Raw genomic sequence first — 18,816 nt, 5'->3', positions numbered from 1 at the left:
ACCCCTCACCAGATCGCGTCTCCGAGCCCTGCGGCCGTGAGCGCGGCGGGGCCTCACCTGCCCCGTGCAGTGGAGCCCGATCGTCGGGGCCGGGGCGCAAGCAGGGCGACACGCCGTGAAGACCATCGATCCGCCGACCGTCTGGACCGTGCCGGACGCATTCCGCACGATCTACACCCATGCCTGCGAGGCGCCGGTCGGGCGTCTCCTTTTCGTCTCCGGCCAGTTCGGCGTCACGCCGGAGGGCCGGATGCGCGAGGACTTTGCCGGCCAGCTCGGGCAGGCGATGGACAACGTCGAGGCGCTGCTCGCCGCCGCCGGCTCAGGCTTGCCCCAGGTCGCCAAGGCGACGTTCTTCCTGACTCGCACCGCCGACCTGGCCGAACTCGGTGCGTTGCGGCGGGCGCGCTGGGCGTCCGACAGGCCCGCCGCCGTCACCGTGATCGTCGTGGCGGGGCTGGCGCGGCCGGATGCGCTGGTCGAAGTCGAGGTGACGGCCGTCGCGGCCGCGCCCGCCCTCGGGACCCTGCGCTCCGCGACGAAGGCCGATGTCCCGGCGATCGAGGCCCTGGTGCGGGCGGCCTACGCGAAGTGGGTGCCGGTGATCGGCCGGGAGCCCGTGCCGATGACGGCCGATTACGCGCAGGCTTTGCGCCTTCACCGCTTCGACCTGCTGGAGCGGGACGGTGCCCTCGTGGCGCTCGTCGAGACGATCCCGCGCGCCGATCATCTCTGGGTCGAGAACCTGGCGGTTGCCCCGGAGCATCACGGCCAGGGGCTCGGCCGGACGATGCTGCGGCGGGCCGAGGAGATCGCGCGCGAACTCGGTCACACCACGATCAAGCTCGGAACGAACCAGGCCTTCGCCGGCAATGTCGATTTCTATCGGCGGGCCGGCTTCGCCGTCGAGCACGAGGAGCCGTTCCGGGGCGGAGTCGGGGTGTAGTACCTCACCAAGGCTCTCTGAGCGGAGGCGGGCCCGGCGACAGCCCGGGCCTGTCCCTCCTATGCGAGGCCCGGGGCGCTACCCCACCCCCGTCGGCCCGTCCAGCGTCAGGCGCACCCGCCGCGCCAGCTCCATCCGGCGATACGGCTTGTTGATGATCTCGAACTCGCTGCCGCCGGCATCCGTGCGCTCGATCGAGGCCTCGGCGTAGCCGGTGGTGAGCAGCACCTTGATCCGCGGCTGGCGCTCGCGGGCGGCGCGGGCGAGCAGCACGCCGTTCATGCCGCCGGGCATGATCAGGTCGGAGAACAGGAGGTCGATCTTGTCGCCGCTGTCGAGGAGGTCCAGCGCCTCCTGGGCCCCGTGGGCGACGAGCACCGTGTAGCCGAAATCGTCCAGGATCACCCGGGCGGTCTCGGCGACGTCTGGGCGGTCGTCCACCACCAGGATGGTCTCGGTGCCGCTGCGGTCGGTGGCCCGCGGGGCGGGGCGGCGCTCGGTCGCGACGGCCTGGTCGGTCGCCGGGAAGAGCAGGCGCACGGTGGTACCCTGGCCCACCTCGGAGGTGATCCGCACCGTGCCGCCGGACTGCTTGACGAAGCCGTAGACCATGGCGAGGCCCAACCCCGTGCCGCGGCCCTCCTCCTTGGTGGTGAAGAACGGCTCCATCACCCGCGCCAGAATCTCCGGCGCCATGCCGAGGCCGGTATCCTGCATCTGCACCACCACGTAGGCCCCCGGCCGCACCAGCAGCAGCAGGGCCATCTCGTCGTCGATGGTCAGGTTCTCGGTCCTGATCGTCACCGTGCCGCCGCCCGGCATCGCGTCGCGGGCGTTGAGGAGCACGTTGAGCAAGGCCACCTCGGCCTGGGTCGGGTCGATGCGGCAGTTCCACAGATCGGGCGCGAGCTCGGTCTTCACCACGACGTGGTCGCCGAGCGTGCGCCCGGCGATCTCGTTCATGCCGCGCACGAGGGTGTTGAGGTTGAGCGCCCGGCCGTCGAGGCGCTGCTTGCGGGCGAAGGCGAGGAGCTGGTGGGTGAGGCGTGCCGCCCGGTCGGTCGCGGCGCGGATCGCCTCGCCGGCGCCCGTGAGCCGGCTCGCGTCGATCTTCGGGTGCTCGGGGAGCGCCAGCACCACGTCGGTGTAGCCGCTGATGACCTGGAGCAGGTTGTTGAAGTCGTGCGCGATGCCGCCGGTGAGCTGGCCCAAAGCCTCCATCTTCTGGGCCTGATGCAGCGCCTGCTCGGCGTCGCGCCGGCGCGAGACGTCGAGCTGCGAGCCGAAGAAATAGACCAGCTCGCCCTGCTTGTCGTAGACCGGCGAGATGAACAGCGCGTTCCAGAAGGTCGAGCCGTCCTTGCGGTAGTTCAGGATCTCGGTCGCGATCTCCTTGCGCTCGGCGATGGCGCGGCGGACCTCCGACACCGTCTCGCGGTCGGTCTCGGGACCTTGCAGGAAGCGGCAATTGGTGCCGACCAGCTCCTCCGGCCGGTAGCCGGTCATGCGCAGGAAGGCCTGGTTGGCAAAGACGATCGGATTGTCCGGCTGGTGCGGATCGGTCACGATCATCGGCATCCGCGTCGTCTCGACGGCGGCGAAGAAGATGTCCGAGTGGGTGTCGTTGACGGCGCGGGGGCCGCGCGAGGTGACGGCAGGCCCCGGCCCGCCGAGATCCGGCTTCTCCGAAATGTCCGCCATCGCTGCCCCCATGCCGCTGTCTGAGCCACGCGGCACGCGGTCCGGCCTCAGTCACCCGCAAGAAGATAGGCACCGAGGGGCGATATCAAGCGACGCGAAAGGATAGTGCACGATTTCCAGCAGCGCGACTTTGCCGCGGTGGCGCCGAGGAACGAATCAAGCCGAGAAGCGGCGGGATGAAGGAAGCGATCTCGTCCTCACGTGACGATCCGCCGTGGTTTCGTGCATTCACCTCGTCTGGGGCCTGCGGCGGGAATGGGTGGCGAGTCGGTTCCGCCGACGCGTCCGGTCTGCCCCGCGGGCGGGGCGATTTTTTTACCGTGACGGCGGGCGGGCGGCGGAGCTAGTCTCGTGGCGCCCGTTTCGCTCGTCCACGATGCGTTCTTCCTGCGAGGTTCCGATGCAGCCCGCCACCGTCCCGGACGTGACCTTCCACATCCGCGTCAGGAACGAGACCCTCGGCGGCCCCAACCCGTTCGAGTGGAAGGACCTGACCTCCGCCGAGGTCTTCGGCGGCCGCAACGTCGTGCTGTTCGCGCTCCCCGGCGCCTTCACGCCGGCCTGCTCGGACGACCATCTGCCGGGCTACGAGCAGCACGCCGACGACTTTCTCGCGCTCGGCATCGACCGGGTGATCTGCCTGTCGGTCAACGACGCCTTCGTGATGTACCAGTGGGCGAAGTCCAAGGGCATCGAGAAGGTGTTCATGCTGCCCGACGGCAACGCCGACTTCACGCGCCAGATGGGGATGCTGGTCAAGCGCGGCCGGCAGGGCATGGGGATGCGCAGCTGGCGCTACTCGATGCACGTCGAGGACGGCGTGATCGCTAAGATGTTCGTCGAGCCGGGCTTTCGCGACGACCCGCCGGGCGTCGGCCTCGCGGTCTCGGATGCCGGGACGATGCTGGACTACCTGAAGGGCCGGTAGGGCGCGATCACGCCCCCCGCCTCGCCTCGCCCTCGATCGCGTCGAGCAGCCCGCCGTAGAAGGCCGCCGGGCGGCCATGGGCGGTGTTGAGCGGCAGCAGGCTGCGGTCGGTCGCCTGGGAGAGGTCGCGCAGCGGCACGCGGGTGAGGTTCGCGGCGAGCGTCGCCTTGGCCTCGGGGAAGTCGGCCAGGATCCCGGCGAAGGCCGCCCGCGTCAGCTCGAAGACCAGGCTCTGCGTCACCGCCGACACCGTGGCCGGGTGGGCGAGGCCCGACAGGAGGGCGCGCCGCCCGAGAAGCTGGGTCGCGACGTAGCGTTCCTCGACGAAGTCGGGCCGGTCGGGCCGGGCGCGGCGGCGGGAGATCAGCCCCTCGCCGATGATGAACAGCGAGGGCCGGACCTCGCCCGCCTCCACCAGCACGGCGCCCGGCTGGAGCTGGCGCTCGACCAGCGCGGCGGTGACGCGGCCGCGCACCTCCGCGGGCAGACCCTCGAACAGCCCGCATTGCTGGACCAGGACGCCGCGGTCGAAGGCCCGGTCGGCGACCCGGATGCGCCGGTCGGTGTTGACGACCTCCTGCTTCGGGTAGGCGACGCCGATGCCGGAATCCCGCAGGTGGGCGAGGATGCTCTTGATCACCGCGTGGTCGGAGGCCAGCGCCTGATCGTGGCTGGCGATGACGTAGCGCACCGCGTAGAGGACGCCGTCCCGGTCGAGCCGGATGGCGTGCACCCGCGGCGCGTCGACGAGGGCGACGCCGCCTGCGCCGAGCACGCCCGCGAGCAGGATGCGCTCGGCGCTCTCCGCCGTGACGCTGTAGTCGAGGCAGATCTCGAGGATGCGCTGCTCGCTCCGGTCCGGCCGGTCGAAATTGGTGATCGAGGCGGTGCCGAGCGCCACGTTCGGGATGGTGACGAGCCGGCGCGCGCTCGTCAGGATGGTGGTGCTGCGCCAGGTCGATTGCACGACCTTGCCGTCGACCTCTCCGATCTTGATCCGGTCGCCGACCGTGAAGGCGTTCTCGACGCTGAGCGCCGCGCCGTTGAACACCGCCAGGATCACGTCGCGCAGCGCGATGCCGACGATGGCAAGGCCGATGCCGCCCGCCGCCACCACCGCGCCGAGATCCTGGCCGTAGACGCCGGTCATGACGACGGCGCCGCCCGTGAGCAGCACCAGCAGGGCCGCCACGTCGCCGAGCAGGTGGGGCAGCGCCTTGCCGGCCCTGGCCTCCAGCACGCCGTGGATCAGGTCGCGCCGCACGATCCGCGCGACCACGAGGGCGCTGATCGCCAGGAGCAGCGTCGTCTCGCCCCGCCTCACCAGGTCGGGATTGGCCCCGGTGAGGTAGGTGAATGGCCGGGTGAACAGGTCGTCGAACAGGATCACCGCGGCGACGGCGAGGAACGGGATCGACAGCGCCAGGGGCGGCCGGGTGATGGGCCCGCGGCGCATCACGCGCTCCTCAGCGTGAAGGAGAAGCCGATGCGCCGCGGATCCTCGTCGACCAGCGCCAGCGCGCCGCCGAATCCCTCGATCGTCAGGCGCGCCAGGACCAGGCTCTCGCCGAGGCGCGGCCCCAGGCCGGAGGCGAAGGCTACCGCCTCGTCGAGCGCCGGCGGCCCGGCGGCCCAGGCGCCGGTGCCGGTGATGAGGCCGGAGACCGCCGCGCCCTCGCTCCAGGCCTCGACCGACAGGCCGACGGCGTTAGCGCGGCGCGGCAGGGCGTGGACGAGGGCCCGGAACGCCGCCCGCAGCAAGGCCGCGTTGCCGGCGACCGGCGGGAGGGCGGCGATCGCGATGCGGTCGTAGGATCCGGACTCGTCGAGGAGCTCGGCCAGCATCGCGGCGAAGTCGACCGGCTCGACGTCGATCCGCTGCAGCCGGTCGCGCATCGCCAGCATCTTCACGTGGTCGTCGAACGCCGCGTTGAGGCGGCCGATCTCCCCGGCCGCGAAGGCGATCTCAGGGGAGGCGCCGGCGCGCGGGCGGGCGGCATCGAGCGCGCCCTGTACCGCCGCGAGCGGGTTGCGGACGACGAGGACGAGCTCGCTCAGGATGCCGAGCTTCCAGCCCTGCAGGTCGCGCAGCGTGTGGTTCATGCGGTCGTAGGCGAGCGCCTTGCTGCGGACCTCCTGCAGCCGCCCGGCGAAGCTCTCCTCGAGGCGCGCCCGCAGGGCCCGGAACTGGAAGATCCCGGTCAGGATCAGCCCGAGCAGGACGAGGGTGGCGAGCCCGGTATAGAGCACGATCGTGGTACGCCGCGCCGACAGCCCCTCGGTCAGGTCCTCGACCACCGTCACCCGGGTGACCGGCTGCCGGCTCGCATCCGGGACGGGGATCGTTCGCAGGAAGATCTCGCGGCCCTCGCTCGCCAGAAGCATCGCGCCCGCCGCGCCCGGGTCGAACGCCGCCCCCGCCAGGAGATCGCGGATCCCGGGCTTCGAGGTGCGGATGTACAGCACGTCGCCCTTGGCGAGGTCGGCCGAGCCGCGCACCCGGTCGAGCAGCTCGGCGGTGCGCCGGTCCATCGCGAAGGCGAAGTCGAGCCCGGTCGCCTGGGCGGCGATCTGGAGCGCGTCCCAGGGCGAGGAGCCGAGCTCCAGCGCCCCGATCAGCGCCTCGCCGGCGACGACCGGCGTCATCGCGCGCAGTTCCGGGCCGGACCGGCCGATCTCCAGGCCGGCGACCGTGATGCGCGACTTGAGCGTCGCCGTCACCATCGCCCGCTCGGCGACGCTGTCGCCGAACAGGTCGGCGCGGTGGGCGCGAAAGAACATCGTGCCGTCGGTGCCGGGGAAGTCGAACACCGTGACGCCGAAGCGCGGCTTGAGCACCTGCTCGTAGAGCGGGACGGTGCGCCGGGCGAGCTCGGCCCGGTCGCGGCGACGGAACGCCTCGACGATGCCCTCGTCCCGCGCCAGGACCTCGACCCCGAGGCGCAGGGCCTGGAGGCGCGCCTCCGAGGCCTCGCGAAAGACCGCCTCGAAGCGGGCCGCCCGGTTCTCCGCATCGTCGGCGACGGCGCGGCGCGCGCTCGCATACTGGCCGACGCCGGTCAGGAGGCCGATCGCGCAGGCCGCCACGGCGGCGACGAGCGCCAGCAGGACCTGCCGCGTCCCGAAGGTCGTCCCCGCGCTGCCGTCGCTGTTTACGCTCATCGATGCCGTGTGCCGTTCTCGCCGCCGCCGGTGGAGCGCCGGACCCGTCGGGTCGGGCGCGATCCGCTCGCGCACAGACCTTCCGCCTTCATCGAAGTCGTGATGGAACTGCGTCAACTATAGGTGAGTCGCCGGTTTGTAAAAGTCGCGTAATGGTGCAGAATTATCACTGCCGTGACGATGGGTGACGCAACTATCGGCTGTGTCCGGCGTGGAGCGGGAGAGGTTTCAGAGGCGGGCCACCAGTCACCGGCGTGCCGCGGCCAGCACGATCCGGGCGGCGCTGCGGCTCGGGTCGTCGCCGTCGGGCAGGCGCATCGTGGCGTCGAGGCGGGCGAGCGCGGCCTCCTGCGCCGCCCGGGCCGGGCCCTCGGGCAGGAGAGGGGCTAGAGCCGCCGCCAGCCGCTCCGGCGTGCACTCGGCCTGGATCAGCTCCGGGATCGCATTCTCGCCGAGGATCAGGTTCGGCAGCACGATCGTCGGCACCTGGATCAGGCGGCGCACGATCACCTCCTCGATCTTCGGCACCTGATAGGCCACCACCATCGGCACGCCGGACAACGCGAGTTCGAGCGTCACCGTGCCCGACGCCGCGAGCGCCGCGCGCGCCCGCCGGAAGGTCGCGAGCTTGTCGGCCTCGCCGTCGATCAGGCGCGGGCGCACCGGCCAGGCGGCGGACAGGCGCTCGATCAGGGCGCGGTGGCGCGTCACCGCCGGCAGCTCGACGCGGAAGGCGTGGCCCTGCGCCTGCACGCGCGCCAGCGCGGCGCCGAAGATCGGCATCAGCCGCTCGATCTCGGAGCGGCGCGAGCCCGGCAGCACCGCCAGCACCGGGGAGGGGCCTTGGCGGGCCGCGATCTCGTCCGGGCCGGGCCGCAATTCCCCCAGGCGCTCGATCAGCGGGTGGCCGACATAGGTGCAGGCGGGCCCATTGAGGCGGCGATGGGCGTCGGGCTCGAACGGCAGCAGGGCGAGCACGTGATCGATGTAGCCGCGCATGGTCTTTGCCCGCCACGGGCGCCAGGCCCAGACGCTCGGGCTGACGTAGTCGACGACGGGGAGGTCCGGCACCTGCCGACGCACCCGGCTCGCTACCGCGTGGGTGAAGCCCGGGCTGTCGATGATGACGAGCACGTCGGGGCGGGCGGCGACGCAGGCCCGCACGGTCTGGCGGATCCGCCGCATCAGGAGGCGGATGCGCGCCGCCACCGCGAGGTAGCCGATCACCGCCACGTCCTCGAGCGGGAACAGCGAGTCGAGCCCTTCCGCCGCCATCGCGTCGCCGCCGACGCCGGACAGGACCAGCGGCCGGTCGGAGAGCGCGCGCAGCGATCGGATCAGCTTGGCGCCGAGCTGGTCGCCGGATTCCTCGCCGGCCACCAGCCACACGGTGAGAGGACGCGCGCTCAACGGGAGGGCTCCGGATCGGGCGGCAAGGGAGAGGGCGGCAAAGGATCCGGCGGCGAGGGATCCGGCGGCAAGCCGAGGAGGAAGAGGCCGAGCCGGTCGGCGAGCGCCACCGTCTCCGCCCGGTCGAGCACCAGGGTGTCGCCGGCCCCGACCGCGATGCCGAGGCAGCCGGCCTCCGCCGCGCGCTTCACCGTGCGCGGGCCGATCGCCGGCAGGTCGACGCGCAGGTCCTGGCCGTCCTTGGCGCGCTTGACCAGCACCATCCCGGCGGGCGGGCGCCCGAGGCCCAGGGGGCGGCGGGCGAGCGCCCGGGCGCGGGCGAGCATCCGGTCGGTGCCCTCCGGCCCCTCGACCGCCAGCACCCGCCGGCTCGCCACCACGGCGGCCTGGCCGACATCGTGCGGCGACAGGCTGGCGAGCAGCGCTCGCCCGGCCTCGACCGATCCTTCCGCCGCCTCGTCGGGCCCGAGGGCACCGAGGCGCCCCTGCGGCGCCATCAGGTTCGGCGCGAGGTCGCGCACGCCGAGCACCTGCAACCCGTGCTCCTCCAGGAGCGCGAGCACGCCGCGCAGCAGGTGGTCGTCGCCGCCCGACGCCAGCGCCCGCAGGGTGTCGCGGTTGCGGTAGGCGGCGAGCGTGTTGAGGAGGGCGGCGGGACTCGGCCGCGCCACCGCGCCGGCGAGCGTCACCCCGGCGGGCGCCCAGGCGCTCAGGGTGTCGAGGGCGCCGCGCACGTCGAGGAGGTCGACCGTGGCGTCGGCCCGCCGCCGGGTCGCCGGATCGGCGAAGCCCCGGATCGCCAGCACGCGGCAGGAGCGCCCGGCCCGGTCGAGGGAGGCGGCGATGAGGAGCGGCAGCCGGCCGGCCCCGGCCACGATCGCGACCGGGCGCGCCGGGGCCGATGCGGCCGTCGCCGCCGCAGCGTTCGTCACGCGGCGCCCGGCGCCTCGCGCGGCGTGCAGACCGAGCGCTTGCCGCCCTCGCGGATGAAGGCGAGGATCTCCTGCACGATCGGGTGCTGGTCGAACTCCGCCGCCACGTCCTCGACCCGCTCCATCAGCGTGCCTTCGAGGGCAAACAGCAGGCGGTAGGCCTTGCGCAGCGCGTGGATCTCCTCGCGGGAGAAGCCGCGGCGCTGGAGCCCGATGATGTTGAGCCCCGACAGGTGGGCGCGGTTGCCCACCGCCATGCCGTAGGGGATCAGGTCGTTCTCCAGCCCCGACAGGCCGCCGACGAAGGCGTGCGCGCCGACCCGGGCGAACTGGATCACCGCCGCGCCGCCGCCGAGGATCGCGTAGTCGCCGACCTGGCAGTGGCCGGCGAGCATCACGTTGTTGGAGAACACGACGTGGCTGCCGACCCGGCAATCGTGGCCGACATGGCTGTTGGCGAGGAAGGCGCACCCGTCGCCCACCACCGTGGCGAGGCCGCCGCCGGCGGTGCCGGGATTCATCGTCACGCCCTCGCGGATCTGGCAATCGGCGCCGATCGTCAGGGTCGAGTCCTCGCCGCGGAACTTGAGGTCCTGCGGCGGATGGCCGATCGACGCGAAGGGGTAGATCCGGGTGCGCGGCCCGACCGTGGTGCGGCCGGCCACGACGACGTGGCTGACGAGCTTGACGCCGTCGCCGAGCTGGGCTTGCGGGCCGACATGGCAGAACGGCCCGATCTCGACGCCGGCGCCGATCACCGCGCCGTCCTCGACCACCGCGCTCGGGTGGATGCGGGTCTCGTGGCTCTCGCTCATCTCGGGCCGCTCGCTCATTCGGTCACCAGCATCGCGCCGATCTCGGCCTCGGCCACCAGCACGCCGTTGACCTTGGCCTCGCCCTTGAACCACCACATGAAGCGACGGTTGCTGGTCTTGCGCATGTGGTACTCGACGACGTCGCCCGGCACGACCGGCTTGCGGAACTTCGCCTTGTCGATGGTCATGAAGAAGACCTTGCTCGGCTTGGCGTCGCCCTTGAGCTTGTGGGCGCAGCAGATCGCGCCGGCGGTCTGGGCCATGCCCTCGATCAGGAGCACGCCGGGGAAGACCGGCGCGGCCGGGAAGTGCCCGGTGAAGTGCGGCTCGTTGATCGTGACGTTCTTGATGCCGATGCAGCTCTCGTCCCGGTCGATCTGCACGATCTTGTCGATCATCAGGAACGGGTAGCGGTGGGGCAGGAGCTCCATCACCCGCAGGATGTCGGCCGTACCCAGCTCGGCAGGCATCTCGGTCATGGCGTCAGGCTCCCTCATGGCTGCCCCGGTGGCACTCGGATCGTCGGTGCGCCGTCTTTGGCGAGAAGCGGCGCGGATGCAAGCGATTTGCGGCGGGAGCGCGGCGGACCACATCCTCCTCGGTGTCCCGGCCGGAGGCCGGAACGTCCGGCGCATCGGCGCCGGCGCCAGGAGCAGGGGACCTCGCGGGGTAACGAATTCAGCCCTCGCCGTCCTCGTCGCGGGCGCGCGCCGCGAGGTTCTTGAGCGTCGTCATCTCGCGGAACCACTCGCGCACGGGCTTGGCCGGGGTGCCGCCCCAGCGGGATCCTGCCGGCACGTCCTTGTTGACGTTGCTCGATCCGGCGATCTGCGCGCCCATGCCGATGCGCAGATGGCCCACGACGCCGACCTGGCCGCCGAGCACGACGTAATCCTCGAGCGTGGTCGAGCCCGAGATGCCGACCTGGGCGACGATCACGCAGTGGCGGCCGATGACGACGTTGTGGGCGATCTGCACCAGATTGTCGATCTTGGTGCCCTCGCCCACCACCGTGTCGCGGCTGGCGCCCCGGTCGATGGTGGTGTTGGCGCCGATCTCGACGTCGTCCTGGATGATGACCCGGCCGACCTGCGGCACCTTGAGGTGGCCGCCCGGCCCCATGGCGAAGCCGAACCCGTCCTGGCCGATGCGGGCGCCGCCATGCACGATCACCCGATTCCCTAAGAAGGCGTGCAGCACCGAGGCGTTGGGGCCGATGGCGCAGCCCCGGCCGATCCGCACGCCCGGACCGACGACGCAGCCCGCCGCCAGCACCGTCCCGGCGCCGATCTCGGCCTCCGGGCCGATCACCACGCCGGGATCGACCACGACGCCGGGCTCGAGCCGGGCGGTCGGGTGGACGAAGGAGCCCGGCGACACGCCGGTGGCGCCAAACAGCGAGGTCGGGCGCGCCGCGCTCGGAAACAGCCGGGCCAGCACCGTCGCGAAGCCGCGATAGGCCTGCGGCGTCACCAGCGCGACCGTGCCCTCCGGCACCCGGGCGGCGAAGCGCGGGGTGACGAGGCAGGCGCGGGCCCGCGTCGCGGCGAGCGCGTCGGCGTATTTGGCGTTGTCCATGTAGGCGAGGTCGTCGGGACCGGCGCTCTCCAGCGGCGCCGCCGCCCGGATCACCGCCTCGCCGTCGATGCCGGGCGGCAGGGTCGCGCCGGAGAGCGCCGCGACCTCGCGCAGGGGAACGGGAGCCGCGAGGGGAAAGAAGACCGGTTCCGACATCGCCTGCATCCGCTTGAGGCCCGACGGGCCGGTTTGGCCGGCCCGCCACGTCTCCCGTCGAGGGGAGGGCGCCCGGACTAACCGGTCGGGACGGGGGGCACAAACGAAAACAGCCGCGGAGGGTGGTCACCCCGCGGCCGCCGGTCGATCCTGGGGGCGCCGTCGGCGCCCCCGGAGGGTGTGTTAGAAGCGCGAGCCGCCCGAGAAGCGGAAGGCCTGCGTCTGGTCCTTGCCGACCTTGCCGAAGTAGGTGCCGTCGGCGCCGAAGACCTTCTGGCCCTCGTCCTTGGTGAGGGCGTAGGCGTAGTCGAAGCGGATCGGGCCGAGCGGCGAGTTCCACAGGATCGACGCGCCGACCGACGAGCGGATCGTGGACTTGTCGCGGACGTTCACGCATTCCGGCTCGACGCCGATGGTGAGCGCGTTGAAGTTGCAGGAACCGTTCGGGGCGGTGCCGTTGATGAAGCCGTCGCGGTTCACGTCGAAGGCGCGGCTGCCCTTGTAGCCGAACAGCGTACCGGCATCGGCGAAGACCGCACCCTTCAGGCCGAGGTCGCGGGGCAGGCCCCAGATCGGGAACTGCACCTCGACCGAGGCGCCGATATAGGTCGTGCCGCCGATCGCGTTCGAGCGGGCGTCGCCCGAGCCGACGTCGCGCGGGCCGATGCCGTTCGGCGCGAAGCCGCGCACCAGCGACGGGCCGAGGAAGAACTGGTCGGTGACGCGGAGCGCGTTGCCCTCGGTCGGCAGGACGTGGCCGCCCTGGAGCTTCACGAAGCCGACGACGTCCTCGTACAGCTCCTTGTAGTACCGGGCCTCGCCCGTGACGCGGAAGAACTTCGAGTCGCCGCCGAGACCGGCGTATTCGGGCTTCAACTCGCCGTAGAAGCCGTTGCGCGGCAGCTGCAGGTTGTCGAGGGTCGAGTAGGCGAGCGTCACGCCGGCGAGCGAGGTCAGCGTCGAGCCGACCGCCTCCTTCAGGGCGATCGAGGCCTCGCCGTCGTAGGCGCAGTTCGGGTACTGGGCCAGGCCGCCGACGTTCCGGCCGTTGAGGATCGTGCCCGGATCGTAGGTCTTGGTGTAGCCCGGGATCGGGAACGAGCAGTCGTTGTACGGCCGCTTGAGCGTGTTCGGGATCTTCAGGTCGGTGTTGTAGATCGAGTAGCGCAGCGTGATGCCGAACTCCTCGGTGATCGGCAGGCCGAGGCGGAGCTGGCCGCCGACCACGTCGGTGATGTAGCGCGAGTAGCGGGTCTGGTCGCTGTACTTGTTGAAGACGTCGAAGCCGGCCGCGAGGCGGTAGCCGAGGAAGTACGGCTCGGTGAACGAGAAGTCGATGCCGCGGGTGTACTGGCCGGCGGTACCGGCGAGGCGGACGTACTGGCCGCGGCCGAGGAAGTTCGACTCCGAGACCGAGACCTCGCCGATGATGCCGTCCGCCGTCGAGTAGCCGCCGGCGACCGAGAACGAGCCGGTCGGTTGATCCTCGACGTCGATGTTGACGATGACGCGGTCGGGGGCGGAGCCGGGCTCGTTGGAGAACCGCACCTTCTTGAAGAAGCCGAGCCCGTTCAAGCGCCGCTCGGCCCGGTCGACCAGGACGCGGTTGTAGGCGTCGCCCTCGGTCAGGTCGAGCTCGCGCCGCACGACGTAGTCGCGGGTGCGGGTGTTGCCGCGCACGTTGATGCGCTCGATGTAGACCTTCGGGCCGTCCTCGACGATGTAGCCCAGCGCCACGGTGCCGGTGGCGCGGTCGCGCTCGCCGGTCGGGCGGACCTGCGCGAAGGGATGGCCGGCGCGGGCGACCGAGGTGGTGACGCCGGTGAGCGTCTTCTCGACGTCCTCGGCGTTGTAGACGTCGCCGACGCCGGTGCGCAGCTCGTCGCGCAGCACGGTGCCGTCGACGCCGGGAATGCGGGAATCGACCGAGACCGCGCCGACGCGGTACTGCTGGCCTTCCTCGACCGTGATGGTGATGATCCAGCCGCCGGCGGCGTCGTCGAAGCGCGAATCAGCCGAGGCGACCCGGAAGTCGGCGTAGCCGTTCTTCAGGTAGTAGCGCCGGATCAAGTCGAGGTCGTTGGCGAGCCGGTCGGGATCGTAGACGTCCGAGGTCTTGACGAAGCTGAGGAGGTTCATCTCCGACAGCGTCATCAGGTCCTTCAGACGACCGTCCGAGTAGACCTGGTTGCCGACGAAGCGGATCTCCTTGACGCCGGTCTTGTCGCCCTCGTCGATGGTGTAGACCACGTCGACGCGGCCGTTCGGCAGGTCGACGGTGCGCACCGACACCTTGGCGAGGCCGCGACCGGCCCGGCGGTAGACCTCGCGGATGCGATCGAGGTCGGAGTTGATCGTCCCCTGGCTGTAGGGGCCGCGCGCCTTCGACTCGACGACGCCCTCGAGCGTGCCCTTCTCGACCTTCTTGTTGCCCTCGAAGACGACGCGGTTGATCGTGTTGTTCTCGCGCACGGCCACGACGATGCGCCCGCCGCTATGCGACACCCGCACGTCGGAGAACATGCCGCTGGCGATCAGGTTGCGGCGGCCCTCCTCGGGCGACACGCCGACCACGTAGGAACGGACCGTCTCTGCGTCGATCCGGGTGTTGCCCTGAACGACGATCTGCTGCGCGAAGGCGCTGCCGCTGGCGGCGATGGTGGCGGCCATGACAATGGCGCCTCTCGCCGACGCACGCCGGCGCTTACCCGTCATCGACATCATCAAATGGCCCGTCTCATTTTTTGTCGGCGCGGATTCACATCCGCAGGCGATCACTCTCTCGCGAGTGCGAAGGCCCCTGGTCCTAGCCTCGCTTCTATCGGGATTCCCCGGCGAAGCAAACGCCACGCTCCCGGCCGGGGGGGATTTTGCCCACACGTTGCCTTCCGGTCACGGGCACCATCCACGCTTTTCAATCGTCAGGGTCAGCGCGCGGTGAACCGCCCGCCGGCGCCAGCGCCCCGGAATGGGACGCATTTTAAGAAAATTGGCGGAGTTCCCGATCCTTCGCGGCAACCACGAAAAAGAGCCGCCCGCGCGACGCGAACGGCTCTCGGATGGGTCGGGGAGGGAGGCCTTCCGGCGCGTCAGGTGCCGCGATTGAAGGCGGCGCCGATATGCAGGATGTCGTTCCAGGTCGCGAACAGCATCAGCATCAGCACCAAAGCGAGGCCGATGCGGAAGCCGATCTCCTGCGCCCGCTCGCTCAGGGGGCGGCCGCGCACGATCTCGACGGCGTAGAACATCAGGTGGCCGCCATCGAGCATCGGCACCGGGAACAGGTTGATGAGCCCGATCGACACCGACAGCACCGCGATCAGCCCGACCAGCGCCCCGATGCCCCCGACCTTGGCGGCCTGCCCCGAGACCCGGGCGATGCCCATCGGGCCCGAGAGCTGGTCGGCCGATTCGCGGCCGGTGACGAGCTTGCCGATGTAGCTGAAGGTGCGGTCGACGACGAAGTAGGTCTCGAAGACGCCGATCTTCAGCGAATCGAGCGCGCCGTAGCGCACCAGCTTGACGTCGGCGGCGTCGCGCGGGCCCTGGATGCCGAGCCGCCCGATGCGCTGGGTGCCGAACGGGGTCTTGTCCTCGTAGACGTCCGGCGTCGCGGTCAGCGGCGTGGTGACGCCGCCGCGCTCGACCGTGAAGTCGAGCTTGTCGCCGGCGGCGCCCGATACGGTGCGCTGCATGTCGGCGAAGTTGGCGATGGCGCTGCCGTTGATCGTCAGCACCACGTCGCCGGCCTGGAAGCCGGCGCGGTCGGCCGCGCTGCCCGGCTGCACCGCCGAGACCCGGGGCGCCACCTCGTAGCGCCCGGTGGCGTAGACGGCGCCGGCGAAGACCGCGATGGCGAGCAGGAAGTTCGCGATCGGCCCCGCCGCCACGATGGCGACCCGCTTCCAGACGTTCTGGGCGTGGAAGCTGATCGCGTGGTCGGCCGGATTCATCCGCGCCATCGCGTCCGGATCCGGCACGCTGGCGCCGTTCATGTCGCCGACGAACTTGACGTAGCCGCCGAGCGGGATCGCCGAGAGCTTCCAGCGGGTGCCGCCGCGGTCGTTGAAGCCGACGATCTCGGGCCCGAAGCCGATCGAGAAGCTCGTCACCCCGACGCCGCACCACCGCCCGACCAGGAAGTGGCCCATCTCGTGGATGAACACCACGACGGTGAGGACGAACAGGAACGGCACGATGTAGCCGAGCAGGTTCGTCGTCGCACCGCCGACGACGTTGAGCAGGTCCATGGTCACCTCGATGCGGCGCGCCGGGCCCTCCCTGGCCCGCCACGGCCGCCTTGCCGATCCCCCTTCATACAGAGTCCCGGGGACGGCGAACAGAGCGCGAAACGGCCGAGGGTTAACTTAACGGAAGCTTAAGCGTCCGGTCAGGCGGCGAGGGCCGCCCGGCTCCAGCCGCGCACCTCGGCGTCAATGGCGAGCGCCTCCTCGACGTCGGCCGGGGCCGCGGGGAAGCGCGCCGCGAAGTGCTCGCAGGCCCGCTCGACCAGGGCGGCGATGTCGTAGAAGCCGATTGTCTCCGCGATGAAGGCCGCGACCGCGATCTCGTTGGCCGCGTTCATCACCGTCGGCTGGGCGCCGCCGGCGGCGAGCGCGCTCTTCGCGATGCGCAGGCAGGGGAAGCGCTCCTCGTCCGGGCGCTCGAAGGTGAGGCTGCCGACGCTCGCGAGGTCGAGGGGCTTGCCCCGGGCGATCGACAGGCGCTCGCCGAGGCCGAGGCAGTGGGCGATCGGCACCCGCATGTCGGGGACGTAGAGCCCGGCGGTCACCGCACCGTCGCGCCAGGTGACGAGGGCATGCACGATCGATTGCGGATGGACCACGGCGTCGAGGCGCTCCGCCTCGATGCCGAACAGGTGGTGGGCCTCGATCAGCTCCAGCCCCTTGTTCATCAGGGTGGCCGAATCGATGTTGATCTTCATGCCCATCGACCAGGTCGGGTGGGCCGCCGCATCCGCCGCGCTCGCCGCGGCGATCCGCTCGCGGCTCGCGGTCCGGAACGGCCCGCCCGAGGCGGTGATGGTCATCCGGGTGATGTCCTCGATCCGGCCGGTGCCGATCGACTGCTCGAGGGCGTTGTGCTCGGAATCCATCGGCAGGAGGCGGGCGCCGTACTTCCTGGCGTCGCGCATGAAGGCGTCGCCGGCGCAGACCAGGCTCTCCTTGTTGGCGAGCGCCACGGTGCGGCCCTGGCGGATCGCCGCGCAGGTGGGCGAGAGGCCCGCAGCCCCGCTCACCGCCGCTACCACGAGGTCGGCCTCCCGGGTCGCCGCCTCGATCACCGCCGAGGGGCCGGCACCGCAGGCGATGCCGGAGCCAGACAGCGCGTCGCGCAGGGCCGGGCCTGAATCGGGATCGGCGATCGCCGCGAACTCGGCGTTCAGCTCGCGGGCGACGCGGGCGAGCGCCACCGCGTCGCGGCCGCCCGCCACGGCGCCGACCCGGAAGCGGTCGCGGTGCTGGTCGAGCAGGTCGGCGGTGGAGCGCCCGATCGAGCCGGTCGCGCCCAGGACGGAGACTGTGAGGGTCATGGATGTGCCGTGAGAGTGAGGCCGGCGAGCAGGAGGCCGGCGAGGAGGGCCGCGGCGAAGAAGCCGTCGAGGCGGTCCATCACGCCGCCATGGCCCGGGATCAGGCGGCCGGAATCCTTGGCGCCGTAGGCGCGCTTGAGGGCCGATTCGGCGAGGTCGCCGCCCTGGCTCATCACCGAGCCCAGCGCCGAGAGCGCGGCCGCGAGGGGGACCGACAGCGCCTCGGTGGCGCCGAGATGGCGCGCGCCGGCCGCGACCGCGCCGCCGACGAGGGTCGCGGCGAGGAGCCCGCCGCAGAAGCCCGACCAGGTCTTCTTCGGGCTCACCGCCGGCCAGAGCTTGGGCCCGCCGAGGGTGCGGCCGGTGAAATAGGCGGCGATGTCGGTGGTCCAGACGACGCCGAACAGCCAGAGCGGGCCGGCAAGGCCGATGCGCGGATCGTCGCGAAGCAGCACCGGCACCAAGGCAACGACGAGGGCGCAGGCGAGGCTCGAGGGCGCCCAGATCCGCCCCGAGGCCGGGCGGGCGACGAGCGCCAAGAGCGCGAGGCCGGCGACCACGGCGCCGACCAGCCAGGGGAGGGGAGCGGCGAGCCGCGCGCCGACCACCACGCCGAGGAGGACGAGGCCCGCGAGCGCGAGCAGCGGCCGGTGCGGCGCGGTGCGGGTGATGGCCATCCACTCGCCGACCACCGCGAGGCCGGCGAGGAACCAGACGACCGCGAAGATCCAGCCGCCGTTCAGCGTCGCGCCGAGGACCAGGAGGCCGAGCACGATGCCCGACACCGTGCGGGCGCCGAGTTCCGTCGCCGGCCAGGCCGGCCGTCCCGCGGGGGCTGCCGTGCCGGGTGCTTTCGTGCCGTCGCCCGCCATCATCCCGCCCGGGCGCTGAGGCCGCCGAAGCGGCGGTCGCGGTTCTGGAACTCGCCGATCGCGGCGAGGAACGTGGCGTGGTCGAAGTCGGGCCAGAAATCCGGCACGAACACGAACTCGGAATAGGCGGTCTGCCAGGTCAGGAAATTCGACACCCGCTGCTCGCCGGAGGTGCGGATGACGAGGTCGGGATCGGGGATGCCGTCGGTGTCGAGGGCGCCGGTGAGCGCCGCCGCGTCGATCGCGTCGGGCGCGAGCCGGCCCTCGGCGACCGCCCGGGCGAGGCTCTGCACGGCGCGCAGGATCTCCTGGCGCCCGCCGTAGTTGAACGCCACCACGAGCGTCAGCCGGGTGTTGCGGGCGGTGCGCTCCTCGGCCTCGCGCAGGAGGCCGGCGATGTCGCCCGGCAGGCCGGCGCGCTCGCCGATGATCCGCACCCGGACGCCGTTGGCGTGCAGGTCGGCGAGGTCGCGGCGCACGAACAGCTTGAGCAGGCCCATCAGGTCCGCCACCTCGGCGGCGGGCCGGCGCCAGTTCTCGGAGGAGAAGCTGTAGATCGTCAGGTAGGGGATGCGCAGGTCGATCGCCGAGCGCACGGCGCGGCGCACCGCCTCGACCCCGCGGCGGTGGCCCTCGACCCGCGGCAGCCCGCGGCGGGCGGCCCAGCGGCCGTTGCCGTCCATGATGATGGCGACGTGGCTCGGCATCGCCCCGCCGGGGCGGCTCCCGCCCGGCGCGGGGCCTGCCGCCGTGACGGCCTCG

At 71.8% G+C, this 18,816-nt stretch carries 15 protein-coding genes; 2 read left to right on the top strand and 13 right to left on the bottom strand.

Annotation, left to right across the window (positions count from 1 at the left end):
- The first annotated feature begins 115 nt into the window (after window positions 1-115).
- Window positions 116-946, top strand: a complete 831-nt coding sequence (locus ACS5PV_RS10695; RefSeq protein WP_455395310.1) for a GNAT family N-acetyltransferase — start codon at window positions 116-118, stop codon at window positions 944-946.
- Window positions 947-1,024: 78 nt separating this feature from the next.
- Here the strand turns inward: ACS5PV_RS10695 and ACS5PV_RS10690 are convergent, their stop codons facing one another.
- A complete protein-coding gene (locus tag ACS5PV_RS10690; RefSeq protein WP_455395309.1) occupies window positions 1,025-2,647 on the bottom strand; it encodes a hybrid sensor histidine kinase/response regulator in 1,623 nt (540 codons plus the stop codon).
- Window positions 2,648-3,047: 400 nt separating this feature from the next.
- Between ACS5PV_RS10690 and ACS5PV_RS10685 the strand changes: the two genes are divergently transcribed.
- Window positions 3,048-3,575, top strand: coding sequence for a redoxin family protein (locus ACS5PV_RS10685; protein ID WP_455395308.1), 528 nt, complete (start codon window positions 3,048-3,050; stop codon window positions 3,573-3,575).
- Window positions 3,576-3,582: 7 nt separating this feature from the next.
- Here the strand turns inward: ACS5PV_RS10685 and ACS5PV_RS10680 are convergent, their stop codons facing one another.
- The 12 genes from ACS5PV_RS10680 to ACS5PV_RS10625 form a co-directional block, all read right to left on the bottom strand.
- A complete protein-coding gene (locus tag ACS5PV_RS10680) occupies window positions 3,583-5,031 on the bottom strand; it encodes a mechanosensitive ion channel family protein (protein ID WP_455395307.1) in 1,449 nt (482 codons plus the stop codon).
- Window positions 5,031-6,737 (bottom strand): cache domain-containing protein, encoded by a 1,707-nt coding sequence (locus ACS5PV_RS10675; RefSeq protein ID WP_455395306.1) that lies wholly within the window; start codon window positions 6,735-6,737, stop codon window positions 5,031-5,033. The genes ACS5PV_RS10680 and ACS5PV_RS10675 overlap by 1 nt, the downstream gene beginning before the upstream one ends.
- A gap of 246 nt (window positions 6,738-6,983) precedes the next feature.
- Complete coding sequence (gene lpxB / locus ACS5PV_RS10670; protein ID WP_455395305.1) at window positions 6,984-8,147, bottom strand: lipid-A-disaccharide synthase; 1,164 nt, start codon at window positions 8,145-8,147, stop codon at window positions 6,984-6,986.
- Window positions 8,144-9,079 carry an LpxI family protein gene (locus ACS5PV_RS10665; protein WP_455395304.1) on the bottom strand — a complete coding sequence of 312 codons (936 nt, stop codon included), beginning with the start codon at window positions 9,077-9,079 and terminating at the stop codon, window positions 8,144-8,146. The genes lpxB and ACS5PV_RS10665 overlap by 4 nt, the downstream gene beginning before the upstream one ends.
- Complete coding sequence (gene lpxA, locus ACS5PV_RS10660; protein WP_455395303.1) at window positions 9,076-9,912, bottom strand: acyl-ACP--UDP-N-acetylglucosamine O-acyltransferase; 837 nt, start codon at window positions 9,910-9,912, stop codon at window positions 9,076-9,078. Before lpxA ends, ACS5PV_RS10665 begins: the two co-directional genes overlap by 4 nt.
- The gene (gene fabZ, locus ACS5PV_RS10655) at window positions 9,909-10,364 is read right to left on the bottom strand and encodes a 3-hydroxyacyl-ACP dehydratase FabZ (protein WP_395413591.1); all 456 of its coding nucleotides are present in this window, start codon (window positions 10,362-10,364) and stop codon (window positions 9,909-9,911) included. The genes lpxA and fabZ overlap by 4 nt, the downstream gene beginning before the upstream one ends.
- Window positions 10,365-10,572: 208 nt before the next feature.
- Window positions 10,573-11,628: a UDP-3-O-(3-hydroxymyristoyl)glucosamine N-acyltransferase gene (gene lpxD, locus ACS5PV_RS10650; RefSeq protein WP_455395302.1), complete on the bottom strand. Its 1,056-nt coding sequence runs from the start codon at window positions 11,626-11,628 to the stop codon at window positions 10,573-10,575.
- Between the two features lie 183 nt (window positions 11,629-11,811).
- Window positions 11,812-14,352 carry an outer membrane protein assembly factor BamA gene (bamA, locus tag ACS5PV_RS10645; RefSeq protein ID WP_455395301.1) on the bottom strand — a complete coding sequence of 847 codons (2,541 nt, stop codon included), beginning with the start codon at window positions 14,350-14,352 and terminating at the stop codon, window positions 11,812-11,814.
- Between the two features lie 365 nt (window positions 14,353-14,717).
- Window positions 14,718-15,878 (bottom strand): RIP metalloprotease RseP, encoded by a 1,161-nt coding sequence (rseP, locus tag ACS5PV_RS10640; RefSeq protein ID WP_455395300.1) that lies wholly within the window; start codon window positions 15,876-15,878, stop codon window positions 14,718-14,720.
- Window positions 15,879-16,018: 140 nt separating this feature from the next.
- Window positions 16,019-17,182: a 1-deoxy-D-xylulose-5-phosphate reductoisomerase gene (gene dxr, locus ACS5PV_RS10635; RefSeq protein WP_455395299.1), complete on the bottom strand. Its 1,164-nt coding sequence runs from the start codon at window positions 17,180-17,182 to the stop codon at window positions 16,019-16,021.
- Entirely contained in the window at window positions 17,179-18,054 is an 876-nt protein-coding gene (locus ACS5PV_RS10630) for a phosphatidate cytidylyltransferase (RefSeq protein WP_455395298.1), read from the bottom strand. The genes dxr and ACS5PV_RS10630 overlap by 4 nt, the downstream gene beginning before the upstream one ends.
- Window positions 18,054-18,761: an isoprenyl transferase gene (locus tag ACS5PV_RS10625; protein ID WP_455395538.1), complete on the bottom strand. Its 708-nt coding sequence runs from the start codon at window positions 18,759-18,761 to the stop codon at window positions 18,054-18,056. Before ACS5PV_RS10625 ends, ACS5PV_RS10630 begins: the two co-directional genes overlap by 1 nt.
- Between the last annotated feature and the right edge of the window lie 55 nt (window positions 18,762-18,816).

The sequence above is a fragment of the Methylobacterium sp. Gmos1 genome (assembly GCF_053764715.1).
This window is presented reverse-complemented; position numbering and strand designations above follow the sequence as displayed.